The organism is Blautia luti, assembly GCF_013304735.1.
Classification (GTDB): domain Bacteria; phylum Bacillota; class Clostridia; order Lachnospirales; family Lachnospiraceae; genus Blautia_A.
In genome coordinates this window covers 1-21209 of record NZ_JAAITI010000027.1, presented here as the reverse complement: position 1 = coordinate 21209, position 21209 = coordinate 1, and the positions used below count along the sequence as shown (strand labels likewise).

The following is a 21209-nucleotide window of genomic DNA, read 5'->3' as shown; positions in this document are numbered from 1 at the left end:
CTATGAAGCACATGAGGCAGAGCTTCTCAAAGATCGCAAGGAACTTGATGTAACAGGTCTTGATGAAGAGCAGGCAAAAGAGGCTCAGAAGAAGGATTATGAAGAAAGAAGAAGCATCATGGACGCAAGCCCGATCCACGTATCGATCGCAGGACGTATGATGTTCAAGCGTGTAATGGGAAAAGCTTCTTTCTGCAATATCCAGGATTTACAGGGTAACATTCAGGTTTATGTGGCAAGAGACGCCATTGGAACCGATTCCTATGCAGATTTTAAGAAATCTGATATCGGTGATATTTTTGGTCTGGAGGGATTTGCTTTCAGAACAAGAACAGGTGAGATTTCCATTCATGCAGAGAAGATGACTCTTCTTTCCAAGAGCTTACAGATCCTTCCTGAGAAATTCCACGGACTGACAGATACAGATACCCGTTATCGTCAGAGATATGTGGATCTTATCATGAACCAGGACAGCAAGAAGGTATTCATCAAACGTTCCCAGATCCTGAAGGAGATCCGTAACTTTCTTGCAGGACGTGACTTCATGGAAGTTGAGACACCAATGCTGGTTTCCAACGCAGGCGGTGCAGCTGCAAGACCATTTGAGACACATTACAACGCACTGAACGAAGACGTTAAGCTTCGTATTTCCCTGGAGCTTTATCTTAAGAGACTGATCGTAGGCGGACTTGAGAGAGTTTACGAGATCGGCCGTGTATTCCGTAACGAGGGTGTTGACACCCGTCACAATCCGGAGTTCACTCTGATGGAGCTTTATCAGGCATATACTGATTATGAGGGAATGATGGAGCTGACAGAGTCCATGTTCCGTTATCTTGCAGAGAAGGTCTGCGGTTCCACAAAGATCTCCTACAATGGTATTGAGATCGATCTTGGAAAGCCGTTCGCACGTCTGACCATGAACGATGCTATCAAGAAATATGCAGGAATTGATTTTGACGAAGTAGCAGATGATGAAGCAGCTAAGAAACTTGCTGACGAGCATCATATTGAGTATGAGGACCGTCATAAGAAAGGTGATATCATCAACCTCTTCTTCGAGGAGTACTGTGAGAAAGAGCTGATCCAGCCGACATTTATCATGGATCATCCGATCGAGATCTCTCCTCTTACCAAGAAGAAACCTTCTGATCCGAACAAGGTAGAGCGTTTCGAGCTCTTTATCAATACATGGGAAATGTGTAACGCATATTCCGAGCTCAATGACCCGATCGACCAGAGAGAGCGTTTCAAAGCACAGGATGCCCTTGCAGACGCAGGTGATGAGGAAGCCAACCATACAGACGAAGACTTCCTGAACGCATTGGAGATCGGTATGCCGCCAACAGGTGGTATTGGATACGGAATCGACCGTCTCGTTATGCTCCTGACAGACAGCCAGGCTATTCGTGACGTACTTCTGTTCCCGACAATGAAATCACAAGGTTCTGCAAAAAATGAAGCAAATAATGTAGCTCAGACAGCTGCAGCTGCTCCAGCAGAGACAGCAAAAGTTGACTTCTCCAACGTAAAGGTTGAGCCTTTATTTGAAGAAGAGGTTGATTTCGATACATTCAGCAAATCTGATTTCCGTGCCGTAAAGGTTAAAGAGTGTGTAGCAGTTCCGAAGAGTAAGAAGCTCCTTCAGTTCACACTGGATGACGGAACAGGTACAGACCGCACGATCTTAAGCGGAATCCACTCTTACTATGAGCCGGAAGAATTAGTTGGTAAGACACTGATCGCAATCACCAACCTTCCGCCAAGAAAGATGATGGGAATCGAGTCTTGCGGTATGCTGCTTTCAGCAGTGAATAACCTGAAGGATTCAGAGGATGAAGAACTGCATCTTCTGATGGTTGATAACCATATTCCGGCAGGTGCTAAGCTGTACTAATCCAGAAAAAAGAGTTCGGTTTGGTAGTCATAGACGTCCAATCAGGAAAAGTGGTTCCACGGATTGACATGGAGCTACATGAAACGGCTTGGAGCTGTATAGATTGAAATAATGATGTATGGATTATAAGGAAACAGAATAAGGAGCTCTATGGATTCTTAACTGTTTGACTTATTTGTTTACAAGTAAAATATTGATTATTTTTGAGGAGCATTTTTCAAAAATAAGGTGTATAAAGGGACACTTCTCTTTTGGTAGAAATACCAATGGAAGGTGTCCTTTTTTTGTTGTCAGGCATAGCAATTGTTCATTTTGATGATATGCAGAAAACATATCCTTTCACGTACCTGCCAAATAAATTTCTGGAAACAAGGAGGAAGCCATGAAAAAACGAAAAACACCTGACTTGGAAAAATATCTGGAAGGAAAGAAACGCAGATTTGTAAATTACACACAAGGAGCAAAGATTTATAAGATGTCCTACTGGCCTTTTGTCAGACTGGCGAAAAAAGCAGAAGCCAATTATCCGATTCGAAAGACAGCCATTGTGGATCTGAATATTCTGGATGATTTTTTAGAAGGCAATCCTGAGGTTGTATCAGAATTAAAGAAGAGAAGGAGGAAGCGTTATGGGAAATAACCGAAGCAAGGTTCCGGATTTGGAAAAGCTTGTCAAAGGAGGACGCAAGAAATTTGTCCGTTATGAGGAAGGGGCAATGCTTTATTCCATGGGAGTCCATACATTTCAACAGTTAGCAAAAGATGCCAGAGCAGTATACCATGTCAAAAGAATCGTGTTAGTTAATTTGGATCTTATTGATGAATATCTGGAAGCATTCCGTGATGAAGAATTTTGATGAAAGAATACAGGAGGAACAACATATGTGTAAAGTGATATCCATTACAAACCAGAAAGGCGGAGTCGGAAAGACCACCACAACCGTAAATTTAGGAATTGGCCTGGCAAGAGAAGGAAAAAAAGTATTATTGATCGATGCAGATCCACAGGGAAGCCTGACAGCAAGTCTTGGATATGTAGAGCCGGATGAACTGGGAGTTACTTTGGCAACCATCATGACGAAAGTGATTAATGAAGATGAAATATCAGAGGAAGACGGTATTCTGCATCATCAGGAAAATGTAGATCTGCTTCCGGCAAATATTGAATTGTCAACTTTGGAAGTGACGATGGGAAATGTAATGAGTCGGGAAATGATCATGAAGGAATACATCGATACGATACGATCCCGATACGATTATATCTTGATCGATTGCTTACCTAGCCTTGGAATGATGACGATCAATGCCTTGGTGTCTTCGGATTCTGTTTTAATTCCGGTCCAGGCAGCCTATCTTCCGGTGAAGGGATTACAGCAGCTGATCAAAACAATCTCTATGGTAAAGAAAAGACTGAACCGGAAATTGACGGTAGAAGGAATCCTTTTGACTATGGTAGATTTCAGAACCAATTATGCGAAGGATATTGTGGCACTTGTACAGAAAACTTATGGAAGCCAGATTGCAATCTTTAAAAATGTAATTCCAATGTCAGTAAAAGCGGCAGAGACAAGTGCAGAAGGAATTAGTATCTACACGCATTGTCCGAAAGGTAAAGTATCTATGGCATATATGAATCTGACACAGGAGGTTATGAGTGATGAAAAATAGACCGGGTGAAAAAATTAAACTGGCAAGTCTTGATGAATTATTAGGTGTTGTTAATGAAGAATCAGCAATGGAAATCGAGATCAACAAGATTCATGCATTCAAGAATCATCCATTTAAGGTTCTTGATGATGAGAAGATGCAGGATCTGATTGAAAGCGTAAAGCTTAGTGGTGTGCTGACACCGGTATTGCTTCGAGTGGACAACAATGATGAATATGAAATGATCTCCGGTCACCGAAGATTACATGCAGCAAAGATGGCAGGACTTACTACCATCCCAGCTATCGTAAGAGAATTATCGGATGATGACGCGGTAATAGCGATGGTAGATGCCAACATTCAAAGGGAGGAGTTATTGCCGAGTGAGAAGGCATTTGCGTATCGGATGAAGTTGGAGGCAATGAAAAGGCAGGCAGGAAGACCTAAAAATAATTCTGGTCAAAATGACCAGAATTTAATGGGAACAGTTTCCAGAGATGTATTGGCAAAACAAGTAGGAGAAAGTTCCAAACAGGTTCAACGATATATCCGTCTGACAGAGTTAATTCCAGAACTTCTTGATATGGTAGATAACAAAAAGCTGACTTTCACAGTTGGTGTAGATATTTCCTACATCGATAAAGAAATTCAGGAATGGATCTACGAGTATATTAAAGACACTGGCTTCATTAAACCACAGCAGATCACGGCTCTCAGAAATCAGTTGAATGAAGGAGCGGTTAATCAGGTGGGAATGCTGACAATCTTTAATAAATGTATGATGGTGAAGACACCATCAAGATCTATTACGTTTTCAGAAAAGAAGTTGACGAAGTATTTTCCAGAGAGCTACAGTGCTGATGATATGGAACGGGTGATAGAATCCTTGCTGGAAAAATGGTCTCAAGAACAAAATGATAAGTAAGAAACAGAAGAAGAAAAGAGACACAGAAGTTTAGAAAGAGGACTTCTGTATAGAAAACGAAAGGAGGAAGTTATGGATAAAAAGATGAAATTCAAATATTTTTACGGAGCGGAAGCTGATCAGTTCAGCTTCTACCGTATACCAAAAGCATTATTTACAGATAGTTACTTTAAAGATTTATCAAGCGATGCTAAAATTTTATATGGATTGATGCTGGATCGTATGTCCCTGTCCATTAAAAATCAATGGTTTGATGAAAATAACAGAGCATATATTTACTTTTCGATAGAAGATATCATGGAATTACTGAATTGCGGTCGAAATAAAGCAATAAAATCTATGCAGGAATTGGATGATGAAACAGGAATTGGTTTGATTGAGAAACGCAGACAGGGATTTGGAAAGGTGAACATTATCTACGTGAAAACTTTTATGCCGGAAAAAATGGAAGAAAAATCATCGGAGGATGAATTGAAGAAGTTTAAAAAACAAACTTCTGAGGAAAATGAGGAATCTACAGAAGTTTACAATTCAAACTTCATGAAGTCCCAAAATCAAACTTCTAGAAGTCCCGAAAATAAACTTCAAGAAGTTTACATTTCAAACCCTAATTATACTAATCTTAGTGATACTGAAATGAATTATAATAAATCTAATCAAATCGTATCTGCAGATGAGAATCGATCCGATGGCGATAATCCTACTGAGGAATATCAGGCTTATGAAAATCTGGTTAAAGAGACCGTTGATTATGAGTCACTGGAAGTAACCCATCATGACGATATGCGACAGGTTGATGAAATCGTGAACCTGATCGTAGAGACAGTGATGTGTAAAAACGACAAGATTTTGATTGCTAGCAACTGGTATCCGACAGCACTGGTGAAGAAAAAGTTTTTGATGCTGACTTATTCACACATAGAGTATGTCTTGCACTGTATGAGCGGGAATACAAGCAAAGTGAAGAACATCAAGAAATATTTACTGGCAGCTCTGTTTAATGCACCGTCCACGATGAACGGGTATTATCAGGCAGAGGTGAACCATGATATGCAGGACTGGTAAGATAGGAGGTACACATGTTTATTTTAAAACTTGCTGGGAAGATATTATTACTGCCGGTATGGCTGATCCTTTTTGTGATCGGCCTGGCAGTGAAGATGACAGTACAGACTTATGCGGTTGTCAGAGGAATCCTTGGGTTTATATTCACTTTGTTGATTATAGCGACTGCATACTGTTACCATGACTGGGTACAGGTTGCATTCCTGTTTATGCTGAGTGCAATTCTGTATCTGATCCTGTTTGCTGGAGTGTTTGTGGATACTGTCCTGGACATGACAAGAGAATGTATTATTGACTTTATTTTATCTTGAGGAGGATATGAAAATGATCGAAAACAATGATTTTATTCAGTTACCACCAATCAAAAAAGACACACCATCCGAAGTGGTGTCAATGATTTGGCAATATTTGAAATTACCTGAGGAATCCAGAAAGAGAGTTAAGGCAGATTTAATTGATGTACATGAGAATTGTGGGAAAGAAGATTTCCAGATTCCCGACCTTTATGACATTGTTCCTAAAGAGGAAATCGCAGAATTTGAGGACATCATGCGTAAGATCATAACGGGAATTATCTCTGAGGCCAGTGGTATAGCCACCTGGGTGTACGTGCAGAAATATGAGAAACACAAAACTCTGGATGAAATGCTGCAAGAGTGGAAAGGGGCAAGCCAGTTTATTATTGTCATGGATACCTGGTTCGAAAGATTGATGGCAGAATAATAGATGCTGTGATAGAATGAAGAAAACGATTTGAAGTGCAAATCGTAATTTATATATAAAGGAGAATATTGATGAAACTGTTTTTATGTTCGCACTTTTCAAGTGTAGGAAGTCTGATAAAGGAAGAAATTGAAAATAAAAAAGTCGCATTTATTCCAACAGCTTCGCTGCGTGAAGGCTACACCGGTTATGTCGGCTCGGCTCGAAAATTATTCAAAAAGTTGGGAGCAATCGTAACTGAAATTGATATTTCAACGGAGGCTTATTCAACGATACAGTCTGTTTTTGAAGATGCGGATGTGATATATTTTACCGGCGGAAATTCTTTTTTCCTTATAGACCAGCTCCGTAAAACGGGAACGGATGAGCTGTTGAAGAAAGAATTGGCAAAGGGAAAACTGATGATTGGCGAATCGGCAGGTGCGATTATATGCGCTCCAAGCATCCAATATATCGAGCAAATGGATGAAAAGCCGGAGGACTACTCACAAGAAGATGATGCAGGGCTTGATTTGATTGATTTCTATGTTCTTCCGCATTATCTTACAGCACCATTTAAGAAAGTTACCGAGAAAATAATGACTGAGTTTTCGGATTTGAATCTATGCCCAATTAACAACCGTCAGGGAATTGTAATTGATGGTGAAGGTTCAAAGGTTATTTGCAAAGACTAATTTGAAAATTCTAGTTTGCAGAACTGACAGTTTATGATTATATCAAAGTAAGATTATTACAATCAATAACACCGGTGCGGGATTTTGATATCCAGTACCGGTGTTGTTGATTCCACAGGGGCTTGGGGGTGTAGCCACCAAATATATTATTAATTTTCTTCTTCAGAAAGTTTGTTAAGGATCCATTCCCTGTTGATAACAATATCCTCATCATCGCGGAGATCTTTGAAATCACTGCAGTGTGAAGAAGCAAATTCATACATATTGTCGATATTAACTGCAGCAGTGATTTCACCCTTATTAATGATTACAAGAATATTTGTTCCGTCGTCGTCGACAGCAAAGCGCAGTTCATCAAATTCTATATCAGGATCATTTTTGAGAATAGAATCTGTCGCAAGTAATTTAACAAGTTCCATTACCCTGTCATCTTTACCTGCATCAAAGATCTGGATCTTTTCAACGAGCTGATTTGCTGATGTCACAATCCGGTTTAAGTACTTTTCAGTACGATAATCAGCCAAAGCATTTTTTTCATAAAATATTTCATATGTCTTCTTTACTTCTGATTCAGGAACCAGATAAATCATGACAAGATCTTCCATCTGGTGATAGAGTATAGGATAGTTTAAACGAAAGGTCTCTCCACAGTTCGGGCAGGTATAAAGGAAAATAGACTGATTAAGTACCTTCTCTTTCATTTCAGGATCCAGTACAGTATTAATGCTGTCCCAGACTTCAAAATCTCCCTCATGATGGCAGGAAGGGCAGGTGACCTTTTCGATATGATGTTTTGACATAAATAATCCCCCTTTCAGTGAGATAAGTCTATAGTTTTCTTATTGTAGAATACGCTTATCCTTTATTATTTTGCCAGGAAATTACTCTGAATCTCCATCGGCATATGATAAGCCTGGCCTCGTTTTGTCAGGCTGTATAATTTAAAGCTCATTAGTTCCGGGGTCGCATTCAATGAACTGCAGAGTACGAAATAATCCAGGTCTTCGTTCTGAACCATCTCTTCAATGTCTTCATCTTCAATCAGTAGATCTGCAGCAAACAGATTGGCCTGGTATTCTGTATTATCCGTCATATTGTAGAGTGTATCATCTTGCATCGGAGCCATTTTCAGCTGGGAACGATGCAGGATGATATGCCCTAATTCATGGGCGGCGACGATCATCTTTTCTTCTTCTGAAAGGAAACTGCTGATCATGACATAGATCGTCTTGCAGCTCATAAAACAATATCCTTTCAGTGCCTTATATCTGGAAGTTTCCCCGACAACAATGTTCATCTGATCCATGATCTCAAATGGATCTCGGGTTCCATATTTCTTGATTAATTTCTTTGTTTCTGTATATATGTAAGTGTTTCTCAAATAAATCACCTCAAAAGTAAAAAATAAAAGGGCAGAAATATCCTTGTAACTATAAGGTAACAGATTAGGTGTACAATAATCCCGCCTTCTATTATTTTTCCTCTTGGTTTTTCAGATATTTTTTCGGTGTAAATTTCTTTGCACGTCTTTTGGAATCCAGATAAAGGCTCTGGATCTCATCCATAAAAGCTATTTTATCTTCGTCTGTCAGTGATCCACCGGCAAACATAGCTGCAGCCTGTTCCAGAATCTGCTGAGCCTGTCTGGCACCACGGTTACCAAACTGTTCGGATGCTTCTGTGATAAAAGCTTCATTCTCACTCATGAGATAAGAAACGTCACACTGTAATGCATCTGCCAGTTTCTGATACAGAACATTTTGTTTTGGAAAACGTCCTTCTACTTCCCAGGATCGAATGGTCCTATATGAAACACCAACCATACTGGCCAGTTCCTGCTGACTCATCTTTTTTTCTTTTCTTAATGATCTTACTTTTTCACCGAATGTCATAAACATACCTCTTTCTAAGCCTTGTCTTATAAATCTCATTACCGCCTCAAGGCAAAATGGGAAATGTGTCTCCTAAAAATCAAAAATTAATCTTGACAAAGGGAAATATCTCTCCTATAATGTGAATCACAGATAAGGGAAATATCTTTCCTATAAGATACACAATATTTCCTCTTTTGTCAATGAATATGTGGAATGAATTTCCTATATTTTAAAGAAAACAGGAAGGATGCACAGTCAAAATGGGATACATGTTACAAAAAGAGGAAAGACGTATGGGAGGTGACAATGTGAGTCAGGATCAGACTTCTATTATCTGTATTGATCTAAAGTCCTTTTATGCTTCTGTGGAATGCGTAGAACGTGGGCTGGATCCATTTAAAGCAAACCTGGTGGTTGCAGATCCGACCAGATCAAAGTCTACAATCTGTTTGGCAATCACTCCGGCTATGAAGGCTCTTGGAATCAAGAACCGGTGCCGGATCCATGAGATACCGGATTGTGTGAAGTACATTACAGCTATGCCGAGGATGCAGCTGTACATGGATTATTCCGCAAAGATTTATGGAATCTATCTGCGGTATGTATCAAAAGAAGATATCCATGTGTACAGTGTCGATGAATGTTTTATTGACATAACCAATTATCTACAGCTTTATCATCTCACTGCAAAAGAAATGGCGGTAAAGCTTATGCAGGCGGTCATGGAGGAAACTGGCATCACTGCAACTGCAGGTGTGGGAACCAATCTGTATCTTGCTAAGATCGCAATGGATATCGTAGCAAAGCATGTGGATGACCATATCGGAATCCTGGATGAATTCTCTTACAGAGAGCAGCTATGGGATCATAAACCATTAAGTGATTTCTGGAGGATTGGATCCCGGACAGAAAAGAAACTGACTGGTTACGGGATTCATACAATGGGAGATATCGCAATGGTTTCTTTAAGATCCGAGGACTGGCTGTATAAGATGTTTGGGATTGATGCAGAGCTGTTGATCGATCATGCATGGGGTTATGAAACATGCCGGATGAGTGATATCAAGAACTATCATTCTGAGGAACACAGCCTATCGAATGGCCAGGTGCTGATGCGAAATTATTCTTTTGACGAAGCACTTGTGATCGTAAGGGAAATGACAGACAACCTGGTCCTGGATCTGTTTGAAAAAGGACTGGTAACAAACTCTCTCGCTTTATGGATCGCCTATGACCACAGGTATGAGCATGAGGCATCCAAAGGAACTGTAAAACTCGAAAGAGAAAGTAACAGTTCCAAAAAGATCATAGATGCAGTGGAAGATTTATATCTCAGGATTGCGGACAGATATACCGGAATCCGAAGAATCGAGGTGTGTGCGAACAGGGTTGCTCCTGAAAGTTATGTGCAGTACAGCCTGTTTGATGATCCCAAACAGACCGATAAAGAACGGCATTTACAGGAAGCAGTATTGAATGTAAAGCAACGTTATGGAAAGAATGCAATCATGCGTGGATCTAACCTGCTAGAGTGTTCTACGTATCGAGAACGCAATGAACAGATTGGCGGTCACCGTGCTTAGAGGAGGTGCAAAAAGTGCTGGCAAGTGCATATCAACCGTATTTATATTTACCAAGACCGGTTTCCAGGAGACATCCCATGGATGTAGGACGCAGGGCAAAACAGTTTGCTCCATTTGCGGCACTTCGTGGACTGGATGAAACGATCCGGCAACAGGAAATCATTTACGAACCGAAAAGAGATTTATCTGAGGAAAAGAAAAATGAGCTGGATATGAAATTAAGGATACTGACATATGGAATGAAGATACAGGCAACTTATTTTCAAAAGTCATGGAAGAATCCATCCGTTGGTCAGTACCATACATTATCTGGAACCGTAGAATTTTTTGATCCATCAGTCTTCTTACGGATTGATGATACCGAGATTCAGATCCAGGACATCTGTGATCTGACTGGTGATGTATTTGAAACTATTGAAATATCATGTTAATGAATCACAGCGGAATTTTTTATACCGGAAAGAGTGTGTGGTAGCTGGCGGAAGGATAAAAAAGGATGCACAGATCGACAAAGCAGATCTGATCAGAATAAAAATCGTGCTGTTCGTGCAGCTTTGGCACTTACGGAATGGATGGCATGATGCTCATAAGGCGGATTTGATTTCCCTTTGGTCCGTTGAGTAATAAATGGAGAAATAACTTATTGCTTAAAGGAGGAAGCCTATATGGGATCAGGTGCTATTAAATGGCATGTACACTGCTCTGTATGTGGAGCATTTATTGAAAAGAGCGCACAAAGCGATTCAGAAGTGGAGTGCAAAAAATGTCGCAGTACATTGGAGATATTTGTAAAGGATGATATGGTGTCGGTTCGTCCGATCCACATTCGTGATGAACAATTAAAGTCCAGGATGCGGACGTATTCCCGAAAGATGATGAATCAGGGATCATAACAGAATAGAATGAGCTGTCTGTAGTAAGCGTTGGATTTGGCAGGAACCATCAAGAACGCACCAGACAGCAAGAGTTTGTCAAGGAGCTGAACCTGACTGGAATCACTAAGAGCCCGGCAAAACATTTACGGATACACTGCAAGATCAGAAGTATTTTCTGGTTTTGGAGATCGTTGAAGTATTTGTTTTGTCGGGTTTTTTTATGTTTTTAAATTTTTTATGTTTTAGACACTGTATTTTAGCCTCCCATCTTTTGTATATGTGAGGAGGAAAAAATAAATGATCTTGGAGTCACGGACTCCCGTTCAAAAAAAAACGGGTGAGTTCGTGGCTCATTGGAATGCTCATTTTTAATGCTTTGTTCATGGACTGCCCGTAGCCGAAAGGCAGAAAGGCGGTCCATATGTTGACATTAAAAGAATTAAAGAAAGTAGTAAAAGTAGCAGATATGAAGGCAGATACTCCATCAGCAAAAGCGTTAAAAGAATCTGGAGCAGAGATTGTTGTAAAAGAAGTACTTGAGACAGATGCATCCATTGCTGTCTATGAAAATGGCTATGTACTTTATCAGGAAGGAACAAAGACCACAGTATTTCCATTGCACAAATGTAGTGGCTATGAATATGAAAATGCCGATGGAACAAGAAAAAGAGTGAAACGAGAGTTCTTTGATAATGAAAACTGGTATGTGCTTCCATTATTAGTTGCATCTGATCGAATGATAACCAATCAAATCAAGATCGGCGATTATCACGGAATTATATCTTATTCTGTAGTCGTGGAAGACCGGAAATATCTGATCGATCCAAGAAGGAACTGTCTGGACGATATGATTGAAAAAGAGTTGATCAAAGAACTGTTGCAAACATTAACAGAAAGACAAAAAGAGATTATTTACCTGTATTTTTGGGAGCAGATGAATCAGATGGATATTGCGAAAAGTCTTGGAATCAGTCAGCAGACAGTAGCCGGAACTATAAAACGATCGATTGAAATCATGAAAAAACATGCCAATCAATAAAAAATTAAAAAAATTTCATTTTGGAACCTGTAAAAAGGCCGTTCATCTTTTGTATATGTGAGGGAGTTAAAAATGCTTCCTCCTGAACCTTGAAAAATGAATAGCCTGCCCGGAGTGATATTCGGTTTGAACATGCATAGAGCGAAAAGCAGCGTGTCTGTCAGAAGAAAACGTATCAGAGATGGAAACTGATATAGGAACGGATCCGGGAAAGAAAACAGGAAAACGCTTAAATCTTAAATCAAAATAAAATGTCTGAATCTGAAAAGAGGATGACAGTAGAAATCATGTGGCGGTATTTGTGACAAACAGGTACCGCCACATATTTGTGCTGTTATCTCAGCTTGTGCTGACTGTCCCAAATAGCGCAAATTTCAGGAAAGGAGGCGATCATTTTCGTATAAAAGATAATATGCAGAAACTAACAGATAACCATACACAAAAGAATCAGAAAGGAAGGATTTAAGAGAATGAACGTGAAAAAGAACGCACGCAGGGTGATGTCTGGTTTACTGACAGCAGTAACGGTTCTATCGACGGTACTCTCTCCCGCTGTTGCCTATGCTTCTGAGGATGCAGGATCTGTAAAAAAGATTCCGTATTATGAGGAGATCAAGGATCAGCTGGATGAAGATGAAGTGGTAACTGCAAAGGATTATGAGATCAAGGTTGGAGACAATTTCGATGTAAAGAGTGATTATACCGGTCTTACGATCCAGGATGACAGCAAAGTAAAAGTTACATTTCAGGAAGCAAAAGATACGGATGGGAATGACTTTTCTACCGATTATGCCAATTCCTATAAGGCAGTCTATTATGTAGAACCACAGACAACGGATCACCCAACCTACCAGATCAATCGAAAGATCGTGGTAAAAGAAGCGGATCAGCAGAAAGATTCGCAGTCAGAAAGTTCTTCTGATCAGGATGCTGGTTCTTCCGATAAGACAGAAACAGAGGATTCTGAGGCTGACTCGTCTACAGAGGAAACTGGTGCTGCTGAAACGGAGAGCAAAACAGAACTGACAGAAAAAGAATTTGATGCAGAAATCGAAGCAACGGAGGATCAGGAGACCGTTGATCCGGAAACAGGGATCACACTCTCAGAGGTTATGCAGGAAGCTGTTGACCAGGAAGTTGCTCTTGCAGATCTTGAAGCAGGCGAAAGTATTACTTTTGATATGCCAATGATGCTTGCTTCCGGTGAAACAGGAACAAAATCAGTCACAGTTACAGCCGGCTCCTGGTACTATTACGCAGACTATGGATTAGGTTCTTATCTGACTTGTCCATATTATGTGAAATGGGGAAGCATCAATGCGACAGCATACTGTGTTGAACCATCGAAAAAAGGACCGGGAAATGGAACTTATACGATCCAGAAGCTTGCCGATGGAAAGACACTTGCAAAGGTTTGCTATTACGGAACAAAAGCAAGTGATGAGAATGGTTTTTTCGATGAGAAACATCCGGATTTTCCGGCAGGAAAGAGATTCATCATTACGCATCTTGCAGCGGCTTATGCAAATGGATCCAGTGACTGGGCATCCGGAACCAATGCGACAGGAAAGAACCTGGCAATGGAACTTTATAACTATTGTGTAAATATGCCGGACATTCCGTCTGTAGATATGAGCTTTTCCGAATCTAATGTAAAGGCTTATGTGGAAGGAAACAGCCAGCGAACAAGTGTGATCACATTCAAAGCGGATAAACTGCAGACGATCACTTTCAAGTTGCCGAAAGGTGTAAAACTTGTAAATGTGACAACCGGAAAAACAAGTGCTGCAGGGGCTAATGTGGAGATTTCCGGTGGTACAAAGTTCTATCTGACAGCACCACTTAATCAGGCTGAAAATGTCAGTGCTACTTTTTCTTCTAAGATGAAAGGAAGTATTGATAAGGAATATTCAGCTTATAAGATCACAACAGGATCCGGAACACAGGACCTGGCTCTTGTTTTCGGTGAAGGTGTGGGAAATGAGAAATATGTGGATTTTAAAGTAACCTGGACAAAAGAATGCAAAGTATCCATTGTAAAGAAAGATCAGGATACAGGAAATGCACTGGCTGGTGCAGTGTACGGAATCTATTCCGATGCTGCATATACAAAGCTGATCGCAGAGATGCCTGCAACTGATCAGAATGGTGCTTCACAGCTCACAATGGAGAAAACACAGGAAGTTGTTTATCTGAAAGAAATCTCTGTTCCAACAGGGTATCAGATCGATACAAAGTCTTATAATGTGACTCTTGCTATCGGAAAGACAACGACCAAAAATGTAACAGACAAACGTGTAAATGCAAAGATCAACATTGCAAAACAGGATGCTGAGACAGGGAATGCAGCACAGGGTGATGCAACGCTGGAAGGTGCAGTATATGGCCTTTATGCAAGGGAGGATATTGTTCATCCGGATGGAAGAACCGGAACAATCTATAAGAAAGACACCCTGATCACATCCCTGACAACGGATAAGAATGGCGAAGCTTCTGTATCGGATCTCTATCTTGGAAAGTATTATCTGAAAGAGATTAGTGCTCCGGTGGGATACGTACTGGATCCGACAGAACATGATGTGGACTGTACTTACGAAGGTGCTACTGTTCCGACAGTAGAAAGAACTTCTGTATGTAAGGAAACAGTCATTAAGCAGCCGTTCCAGATCATTAAAGCCGCAAACAATGGAAAGACCGATGCAGATCTTCTACAGGGAGTTGGTTTTTCAGCATGGCTTGTCAGTGATCTGAAAGTAAAAGCAGATGGAAGTTATGATTTTGACTCAGCCAGACCAGTTGTACTGACTGCAGATGGCCAGGCAGAAATGTTTACCGATGAAAAAGGATATGCAAGATCGATTCCGCTTCCATATGGAACTTATGTGGTAAGAGAGACCACAAGCAAACACAACTATGCACCGGTCGATGATTTTGTAGTGAAGATCACAGAGAATCATCCGGATACACCGCAGACATGGCGGGTGCTTCTGGATAAAGAATTCAAAGCAAAATTAAAGATCATCAAAAAGGATGCAGAAACACAGAAATCTGTACTCCTGGCAAATACTGAGTTCAAGGTATACGACCTGGATAACCAGAAATATGTGGAACAGACAACATCCTATCCGAAGCCAACAGTACACAAATCTTATTTCACAAACGAGGAAGGATACCTGATACTGCCGAGAAATCTGAAACCTGGTAACTACCGGATTGAGGAAGTGACGGCACCCGATGGGTACACAATATCCAAAAACTATGTGACAGTTGCAGTTGATACAGATACTGCTTATCTGACCGATCCTGTCACAGGAGATGCAGTCATTGATGTGGAATATACCAATGCCCCGGTCAAAGGTCAGTTAAAGATCTATAAACAGGGTGAAGTGTTAAAGGGATTTGATAAGGACTTCCAGTATGAAATGGCTGGACTTGCAGGTGCTGAATTTGAAGTCTATGCGGCAGAGGATATTTATACTGCCGATCATCAGGTAGATGCAGATGGACAGAGAACTCTGTATTTTGCAAAGGATGCACTGGTAGCAACCGTCACAACGGATGCAGATGGTTATGCAACCGTAAAGAATCTTCCACTTGGCAGGTACTATGTTAAAGAGAAGAATGCACCGGACACTTATGTGTTAAATACCGTGCCGGAAAATGTCGAATTTGCTTATGCGGATCAGGATACTGCAGTGATCGAGAAAGAAATCTCTGTCACAGATGAACGACAGAAAGTGTCGATTACTGTCGAAAAACAGGATGCTGAGACAGGCAATACAGTAGCCGGAGCAGTGTTCGGTATTTACAATGCAAAAGACATTCAGACGAAAGATGGAAAAGTGATCGTCAAAGCAGATACTCTTTTACAGGAAATGACTTCTGATGAAAAAGGTCAGGCAGCATGTACACTGGATCTTCCACTTGGAAGCTATTATGTAAAAGAACTGAAAGCACCGGACGGATTCGTATCTTCGGATGAAGTACTGAGATTTGATGCTTCTTATCAGGGTCAGGATGTACAGACAGTAACATTAAAATCCGTAAAGAAGAACCAGCCGACAACTGTTGAGATCACAAAATCAGATGCAACAACCGGTGTGGAACTGGATGGAGCTTATCTGAAAGTAACGGATAAAGATGGAAATGTAGTAGATAGCTGGACATCTTCCAAAGATGCACCGCATGTGATCAAATATCTGAAAGTGGGTGAGACTTATACCCTACATGAAGAGTTTGCACCGCATGGTTATCTGGTAGCCAATGATGTGACATTCACAGTCAAAGATACCGGAGAGGTTCAGAAAGTGGAAATGAAGGACGAGGTACCGGTTGGTGAACTCATCATCAACAAAAAGGGAGAATTTCTGGATTCTGTTACACTGGCCGATAAGGTCAAAGGTGTGGTGGAACACATTTTCAACTATGTAACCGGAAAACTGACAGATGTTACGTTTGAAGTCTATGCTGAGGAAGACATTAAGGCTGCCGATGGCGTCAGTGACGATTACTATAAAAAGGATGAACTGATTGCAACGATCAAGACAGATGAAACCGGTATTGCAAAACTGGAAAATCTTCCACTTGGTAAATACTATGTGAAAGAAACAGGAACTGCTTACGGTCATGTACTAGATGGTGAGATCCGTCATGTAGATCTGACTTACGTGGATCAGAATACACCAGTTGTAGTCTATGACAAAGACTGGCAGAACAACCGCCAGAGAGTAGAAGTCAGTGTACTTAAGAAAGAAAAAGATTCTGACCGTACATTGGAAGGCGCTATCTTTGGATTATTTGCCAAAGAAGACATTAAGTCTGAGACAACTGGTAAAGTCCTGATCGAAGCCAATGAGATCATTGAACTGAAATCTACGGATGAAGAAGGAAAGATCACATTTGTTGCAGATCTTCCAATAGGAGCCACTTACTATGTAAAAGAACTCTATGCACCGGATGGATTCGTAACCAACGATGAAGGAAAGGAATTTACCATTGAGTATGCAGGTGAGAATCAGCCGACTGTAACCTATGATTTTACCTTTGAGAATCAGCCAACCGTTGTAGAATTTACCAAATCCAGTCTGACAACCGGAAAAGAACTTCCAGGATGTAAGCTGAAAGTGGTAGATGCCGATGGAAATATCGTGGATGAATGGACTTCCGGTAAAGAAGCACATGTGATCCGTGAGCTGACTGTCGGAAAAGAATACGCACTGGTTGAAACAAAACCGGCCGATGGTTATGTGACAGCTGAAAGCGTGAAGTTCACCATCAAAGATACTGCCGATGTGCAGAAAGTTGAGATGAAGGATGATGTGACGAAGGTGAAAATCTCCAAACAGGATATCGCCGGAAAAGAACTTCCGGGAGCAAAACTCACGATCCTTGATCAGGATGGAAAAGTTGTCGAAAGCTGGACCAGTACAGAGAAAGCACATTACATCGAAATACTTCCAATCGGAAAATACACTCTCCGTGAAGAAACAGCACCGGATGGCTATCTGGTTGCAAAAGATGTGGAATTCGAAGTAAAGGATACTAGTGAAGTACAGCATGTAACCATGGTAGATGAGGAAAAACCGGCAGAAAAGACACCGGAAGAAAAGACACCGGAAGGTGGAAAACCTGTCAGTGATTCACCAAAGACTGGGGATAACACCAATCTGTGGCTGTGGTTTATGCTTCTCGGCATTGGTGCGACTGGTACAGGAGCCCTTGCATTTATGAGAAAAAAGAAACACTAATCAAATAAGAATGAGCGTTCATGGAAACCGAAAGGAATCTGTGGACGCTTTTTTAGATGGGAGAAACCATGAGAAATATCATTATTTTTGTTGCTCTTCTGGGAGCAGCGGCAATATTTACAGTTTTGTATTGTCTCATTGCTGCCGGAAGTCAGGCAGAGAAAAAACTGACAGAAATCATGAGAAAAGAGGAAGAACAGAATGAAGACAAATAAAGATCTGATCATAGAACCAAATGCAGCTATAGAAGGAAGAAAGTACAGCGAAGAAAAGCCATGGTCCTGTAAGTACTGTTACTGGTGGGGAGGCAAAAAGAAAGGCTGTAACTTGAAGCAGTGCCATTATCTGCTTCCTGAAAAGAAAAAAGCGGTAAAAACAACACCATGTGGTGGCTGTCCGTATGGAAAACATGTTCCATGCATCGGATATTGTATTGCCCGTCTTCATTCTGAAATGAAAGGAAAGAAAGGACGTGGGTAATTGCAGGAAGAAGTAAATCAGAAAGTGATTAGCCTGAGCATCCAGGGAGTCAAGATCACTGCCAGTGTGCTAAAAGCAGCCCTTCGGAAGTTCCTGGAAATGGACAACCGGAGGAAACAGAAAGCAACGCAGGTGAAAATGGCTGAAAAGACCGGACGGGCTCAGGAGAAAGGAAGGGAAAAAGCCCGAAAAAAGATTGAAAAGAAAAAGCCACATGGAAAGCAGACCATCAAGCAGCTGAATGCACAGGGAGTACAGCTTTCCAACATAAAGATCACAGATGAAAATATCAAATCCTTTGACCGTGTGGCAAGAAAGTACGGGATGGATTACAGCCTGAAAAAAGAAGTCGGTGCTGATCCACCAAAATATCTGGTCTTCTTTAAGGCTAAAGATGTGGATGTGATGACAGCGGCTTTCCGGGAATATGCTGGAGTAGAACTGAAAAAGAAACAGGTGAAGAAACCATCTGTCAGAAAGAAACTGCAGAAATCTGTAGAAAGAAAAGCAAAGCACCGCCAGCGTGTGAAGCAGAGACAAAAATCCAGAGGTCAGGAACGATGATGCGGGAGAAATTACAGAAGGTCCAGATCAAACGGCTGGTAATCTTAAATCTGCCATATTTCTTTATCTTCTATGTAGCAGATAAAGGATCCTGGCTGTACCGGCATTGTCTGGGAGAAAGCATGGTCCAGAGACTTGGCGTGATGTTAGTCAATTTCCGACTGGCATTTTTAAGCTGGCTGCCAAGTATCGCTTTGCAGGATCTTGCAGTAGGTGTTCTGGTTGCAAGTGTATTAAAGTTGGTGGTCTACTATCGTTCTAAAAATGCAAAGAAGTTCCGGCAGGGTGTGGAGTATGGCTCTGCAAGATGGGGAAACAGAAAAGATATCGAACCCTTCATGGATCCGGTTTTTGAAAACAATGTCATCCTCACAGAAACAGAACGTCTGACCATGAACAGCCGACCAAAAGCACCAAAGTATGCCAGAAATAAGAATGTGATTGTTATCGGTGGTTCCGGATCCGGTAAGACAAGATTCTATGTGAAACCCAATCTTATGCAGATGACGGACCACGTATCCTATGTGGTCACTGATCCAAAGGGTACGATCATCGTTGAATGCGGGAAGATGCTGGTAAATGGAGGATACCGGATCAAGGTATTAAATACGATCAACTTTAAAAAGTCCATGCATTACAATCCGTTCCATTATATCCGGAGTGAAAAAGACATCTTAAAGCTGGTCAATACCATTATCGCAAATACCAAGGGTGAGGGCGAAAAATCAACTGAAGATTTCTGGGTCAAGGCCGAGCGTCTTTTGTATTCTGCACTGATCGGATACATCTGGTATGAGGCACCAGAGGAAGAACAGAACTTTTCTACTTTGCTGGAATTTATCAATGCCAGTGAGACCAGGGAGGATGATGAAGAATTTAAAAATGCAGTGGATGAATTGTTTGAAGAACTGGAAGCAGAAAATCCGGAACACTTTGCAGTAAGGCAATATCGCAAGTACAAGCTTGCTGCCGGCAAAACTGCAAAATCGATTTTGATTTCCTGTGGTGCCAGACTCGCACCATTTGATATTCAGGAACTAAGAGAAATCATGTCGTATGACGAAATGGAACTGGATATGATCGGTGATCAGAGAACAGCTATGTTTGTCATCATCAGTGATACCGATGACACATTCAACTTTGTGGTAGCGATTATGTACACCCAGCTCTTTAACCTGCTTTGTGATAAAGCGGATGATGAGCATGGAGGCAGACTTCCCTATCATGTACGGCTGCTTCTTGATGAGTTCAGCAATATCGGACAGATTCCAAAATTCGACAAATTGATTGCTACGATCCGAAGCAGGGAAATCTCCGCTTCTATCATTCTGCAGTCACAATCTCAGCTGAAAACCATCTATAAGGATGCTGCAGAGACGATCACAGGTAACTGTGACACTGTTCTTTTCCTTGGTGGAAAGGAAAGTTCCACACTGAAAGAAATATCAGAAACCCTGGGAAAGGAAACCATTGATCTTTACAACACATCAGACACCAGAGGCAGCAACCGGTCCTATGGGCTGAACTATCAAAAGACAGGAAAAGAACTGATGAGTAGAGATGAGCTGGCGGTCATGGATGGAGAAAAATGTATCTTACAGCTTCGAGGAGTCCGGCCGTTTTTAAGCAACAAATATGACATCACAAAGCACAAACGGTACAAAGAGCTTGCCGATTTCAATAAGAATAATGCGTTTGATGTCAAAAAATATCTGGAACACCGACTGGTGATGTCGGAAGATACAGAATTTGAAATGTATGAAGTAACCGTATCACAAGAAGATATATCAGCGATTGAAGCTGAGGAAGGTGAGGATTGATATGAAAGAAAAAATTCGAGCACCCTGCTATTTCAGGTAAGGATACAAAAAAGGTCTGAATAAAAGGGAAAGGAGTAGAGCCAAACGCTTACAGACCATAAGAAAAAGCGTTTGTTCACATATGATTATGGCTTTTTTTAGCAGTGCAATCAATATCCTTCAGACACTGGTCGTTGCAATCGGTGCCGGTCTTGGTGTCTGGGGCGTAATCAACCTGATGGAAGGTTATGGAAACGACAACCGTGCGACACGTTCGTAAGTGAAAAGCTTACGCACAAAGTCGAAGGGCAATTGTA

The 21209-nt window shown here is 41.1% G+C and carries 21 protein-coding genes and 1 pseudogene; 19 read left to right on the top strand and 3 right to left on the bottom strand.

The features are described from left to right. The first annotated feature begins 118 nt into the window (after window positions 1-118). The 9 genes from lysS to G5B06_RS13395 all read left to right on the top strand — a co-directional run bounded on the left by lysS (window position 119) and on the right by G5B06_RS13395 (window position 6931). Complete coding sequence (gene lysS, locus G5B06_RS13435) at window positions 119-1897, top strand: lysine--tRNA ligase (protein ID WP_244094574.1); 1779 nt, start codon at window positions 119-121, stop codon at window positions 1895-1897. A gap of 382 nt (window positions 1898-2279) precedes the next feature. Further along, window positions 2280-2537, top strand: a complete 258-nt coding sequence (locus G5B06_RS13430) for a DUF6462 family protein (RefSeq protein WP_009245610.1) — start codon at window positions 2280-2282, stop codon at window positions 2535-2537. Next, window positions 2527-2754 carry a DUF6462 family protein gene (locus G5B06_RS13425; protein WP_004843802.1) on the top strand — a complete coding sequence of 76 codons (228 nt, stop codon included), beginning with the start codon at window positions 2527-2529 and terminating at the stop codon, window positions 2752-2754. Before G5B06_RS13430 ends, G5B06_RS13425 begins: the two co-directional genes overlap by 11 nt. 25 nt (window positions 2755-2779) lie before the next feature. Beyond that, window positions 2780-3565 (top strand): ParA family protein, encoded by a 786-nt coding sequence (locus tag G5B06_RS13420; RefSeq protein ID WP_173690238.1) that lies wholly within the window; start codon window positions 2780-2782, stop codon window positions 3563-3565. Continuing rightward, window positions 3555-4469 (top strand): ParB/RepB/Spo0J family partition protein, encoded by a 915-nt coding sequence (locus G5B06_RS13415; RefSeq protein WP_173690237.1) that lies wholly within the window; start codon window positions 3555-3557, stop codon window positions 4467-4469. The genes G5B06_RS13420 and G5B06_RS13415 overlap by 11 nt, the downstream gene beginning before the upstream one ends. Before the next feature lie 72 nt (window positions 4470-4541). Then, window positions 4542-5534, top strand: a complete 993-nt coding sequence (locus G5B06_RS13410) for a DUF6017 domain-containing protein (protein ID WP_173690236.1) — start codon at window positions 4542-4544, stop codon at window positions 5532-5534. 14 nt (window positions 5535-5548) lie between these two features. After that, window positions 5549-5845: a hypothetical protein gene (locus tag G5B06_RS13405; RefSeq protein WP_173690235.1), complete on the top strand. Its 297-nt coding sequence runs from the start codon at window positions 5549-5551 to the stop codon at window positions 5843-5845. A gap of 7 nt (window positions 5846-5852) precedes the next feature. After that, window positions 5853-6257 carry a hypothetical protein gene (locus G5B06_RS13400; RefSeq protein WP_055169807.1) on the top strand — a complete coding sequence of 135 codons (405 nt, stop codon included), beginning with the start codon at window positions 5853-5855 and terminating at the stop codon, window positions 6255-6257. Window positions 6258-6328: 71 nt separating this feature from the next. Further along, the gene (locus tag G5B06_RS13395) at window positions 6329-6931 is read left to right on the top strand and encodes a Type 1 glutamine amidotransferase-like domain-containing protein (protein WP_015563755.1); all 603 of its coding nucleotides are present in this window, start codon (window positions 6329-6331) and stop codon (window positions 6929-6931) included. A gap of 149 nt (window positions 6932-7080) precedes the next feature. On the opposite strand, the gene G5B06_RS13390 is transcribed toward G5B06_RS13395, so the two are convergent. The 3 genes from G5B06_RS13390 to G5B06_RS13380 form a co-directional block, all read right to left on the bottom strand. Beyond that, complete coding sequence (locus G5B06_RS13390; RefSeq protein WP_173690234.1) at window positions 7081-7731, bottom strand: CpXC domain-containing protein; 651 nt, start codon at window positions 7729-7731, stop codon at window positions 7081-7083. Window positions 7732-7796: 65 nt separating this feature from the next. Then, on the bottom strand, window positions 7797-8321 hold the full coding sequence (locus tag G5B06_RS13385) for an ImmA/IrrE family metallo-endopeptidase (protein WP_330583614.1): 525 nt from the start codon (window positions 8319-8321) through the stop codon (window positions 7797-7799). 82 nt (window positions 8322-8403) lie between these two features. Further along, window positions 8404-8862 (bottom strand): helix-turn-helix domain-containing protein, encoded by a 459-nt coding sequence (locus G5B06_RS13380; RefSeq protein ID WP_173690233.1) that lies wholly within the window; start codon window positions 8860-8862, stop codon window positions 8404-8406. A 203-nt stretch (window positions 8863-9065) separates the two neighbouring features. Here G5B06_RS13380 and G5B06_RS13375 point away from each other — a divergent pair, with 203 nt between their 5' ends. The 10 genes and pseudogenes from G5B06_RS13375 to G5B06_RS13330 form a co-directional block, all read left to right on the top strand. Beyond that, the gene (locus tag G5B06_RS13375; protein WP_173690232.1) at window positions 9066-10388 is read left to right on the top strand and encodes a DNA repair protein; all 1323 of its coding nucleotides are present in this window, start codon (window positions 9066-9068) and stop codon (window positions 10386-10388) included. Between the two features lie 14 nt (window positions 10389-10402). Continuing rightward, window positions 10403-10819, top strand: a complete 417-nt coding sequence (locus tag G5B06_RS13370) for a hypothetical protein (protein WP_330606727.1) — start codon at window positions 10403-10405, stop codon at window positions 10817-10819. Between the two features lie 234 nt (window positions 10820-11053). Continuing rightward, a complete protein-coding gene (locus tag G5B06_RS13365; protein WP_005334838.1) occupies window positions 11054-11281 on the top strand; it encodes a hypothetical protein in 228 nt (75 codons plus the stop codon). Window positions 11282-11684: 403 nt separating this feature from the next. Next, complete coding sequence (locus tag G5B06_RS13360; RefSeq protein WP_173690230.1) at window positions 11685-12302, top strand: sigma-70 family RNA polymerase sigma factor; 618 nt, start codon at window positions 11685-11687, stop codon at window positions 12300-12302. Between the two features lie 470 nt (window positions 12303-12772). Then, window positions 12773-18049 (top strand): SpaA isopeptide-forming pilin-related protein, encoded by a 5277-nt coding sequence (locus tag G5B06_RS13355; protein WP_173690229.1) that lies wholly within the window; start codon window positions 12773-12775, stop codon window positions 18047-18049. 68 nt (window positions 18050-18117) lie between these two features. Continuing rightward, window positions 18118-18264, top strand: a complete 147-nt coding sequence (locus G5B06_RS13350) for a hypothetical protein (RefSeq protein WP_162290843.1) — start codon at window positions 18118-18120, stop codon at window positions 18262-18264. Next, window positions 18251-18529, top strand: a complete 279-nt coding sequence (locus G5B06_RS13345; protein ID WP_055297478.1) for a hypothetical protein — start codon at window positions 18251-18253, stop codon at window positions 18527-18529. The genes G5B06_RS13350 and G5B06_RS13345 overlap by 14 nt, the downstream gene beginning before the upstream one ends. Continuing rightward, window positions 18530-19093 (top strand): PcfB family protein, encoded by a 564-nt coding sequence (locus G5B06_RS13340; RefSeq protein WP_029471602.1) that lies wholly within the window; start codon window positions 18530-18532, stop codon window positions 19091-19093. It abuts the gene before it with no gap. Next, on the top strand, window positions 19090-20913 hold the full coding sequence (locus G5B06_RS13335; RefSeq protein ID WP_173690228.1) for a VirD4-like conjugal transfer protein, CD1115 family: 1824 nt from the start codon (window positions 19090-19092) through the stop codon (window positions 20911-20913). Before G5B06_RS13340 ends, G5B06_RS13335 begins: the two co-directional genes overlap by 4 nt. A 127-nt stretch (window positions 20914-21040) precedes the next feature. Then, window positions 21041-21169, top strand: a pseudogene (locus tag G5B06_RS13330) (Maff2 family mobile element protein); the annotation flags it as partial. Window positions 21170-21209 lie beyond the last annotated feature (40 nt).

What these genes read in the sequence shown, in the direction of transcription:
- G5B06_RS13380 (WP_173690233.1), bottom strand. Translation starts at nt 8,862, where the DNA reads ATGAGATTTATAAGACAAGGCTTAGAAAGAGGTATGTTTATGACATTC.
- G5B06_RS13360 (WP_173690230.1), top strand. Translation starts at nt 11,685, where the DNA reads ATGTTGACATTAAAAGAATTAAAGAAAGTAGTAAAAGTAGCAGATATG.
- G5B06_RS13390 (WP_173690234.1), bottom strand. Translation starts at nt 7,731, where the DNA reads ATGTCAAAACATCATATCGAAAAGGTCACCTGCCCTTCCTGCCATCAT.
- G5B06_RS13395 (WP_015563755.1), top strand. Translation starts at nt 6,329, where the DNA reads ATGAAACTGTTTTTATGTTCGCACTTTTCAAGTGTAGGAAGTCTGATA.
- G5B06_RS13420 (WP_173690238.1), top strand. Translation starts at nt 2,780, where the DNA reads ATGTGTAAAGTGATATCCATTACAAACCAGAAAGGCGGAGTCGGAAAG.
- G5B06_RS13425 (WP_004843802.1), top strand. Translation starts at nt 2,527, where the DNA reads ATGGGAAATAACCGAAGCAAGGTTCCGGATTTGGAAAAGCTTGTCAAA.
- G5B06_RS13350 (WP_162290843.1), top strand. Translation starts at nt 18,118, where the DNA reads ATGAGAAATATCATTATTTTTGTTGCTCTTCTGGGAGCAGCGGCAATA.
- G5B06_RS13410 (WP_173690236.1), top strand. Translation starts at nt 4,542, where the DNA reads ATGGATAAAAAGATGAAATTCAAATATTTTTACGGAGCGGAAGCTGAT.
- lysS (WP_244094574.1), top strand. Translation starts at nt 119, where the DNA reads ATGGACGCAAGCCCGATCCACGTATCGATCGCAGGACGTATGATGTTC.
- G5B06_RS13430 (WP_009245610.1), top strand. Translation starts at nt 2,280, where the DNA reads ATGAAAAAACGAAAAACACCTGACTTGGAAAAATATCTGGAAGGAAAG.
- G5B06_RS13335 (WP_173690228.1), top strand. Translation starts at nt 19,090, where the DNA reads ATGATGCGGGAGAAATTACAGAAGGTCCAGATCAAACGGCTGGTAATC.
- G5B06_RS13405 (WP_173690235.1), top strand. Translation starts at nt 5,549, where the DNA reads ATGTTTATTTTAAAACTTGCTGGGAAGATATTATTACTGCCGGTATGG.
- G5B06_RS13345 (WP_055297478.1), top strand. Translation starts at nt 18,251, where the DNA reads ATGAAGACAAATAAAGATCTGATCATAGAACCAAATGCAGCTATAGAA.
- G5B06_RS13355 (WP_173690229.1), top strand. Translation starts at nt 12,773, where the DNA reads ATGAACGTGAAAAAGAACGCACGCAGGGTGATGTCTGGTTTACTGACA.
- G5B06_RS13375 (WP_173690232.1), top strand. Translation starts at nt 9,066, where the DNA reads ATGGGATACATGTTACAAAAAGAGGAAAGACGTATGGGAGGTGACAAT.
- G5B06_RS13415 (WP_173690237.1), top strand. Translation starts at nt 3,555, where the DNA reads ATGAAAAATAGACCGGGTGAAAAAATTAAACTGGCAAGTCTTGATGAA.
- G5B06_RS13365 (WP_005334838.1), top strand. Translation starts at nt 11,054, where the DNA reads ATGGGATCAGGTGCTATTAAATGGCATGTACACTGCTCTGTATGTGGA.
- G5B06_RS13400 (WP_055169807.1), top strand. Translation starts at nt 5,853, where the DNA reads ATGAAAATGATCGAAAACAATGATTTTATTCAGTTACCACCAATCAAA.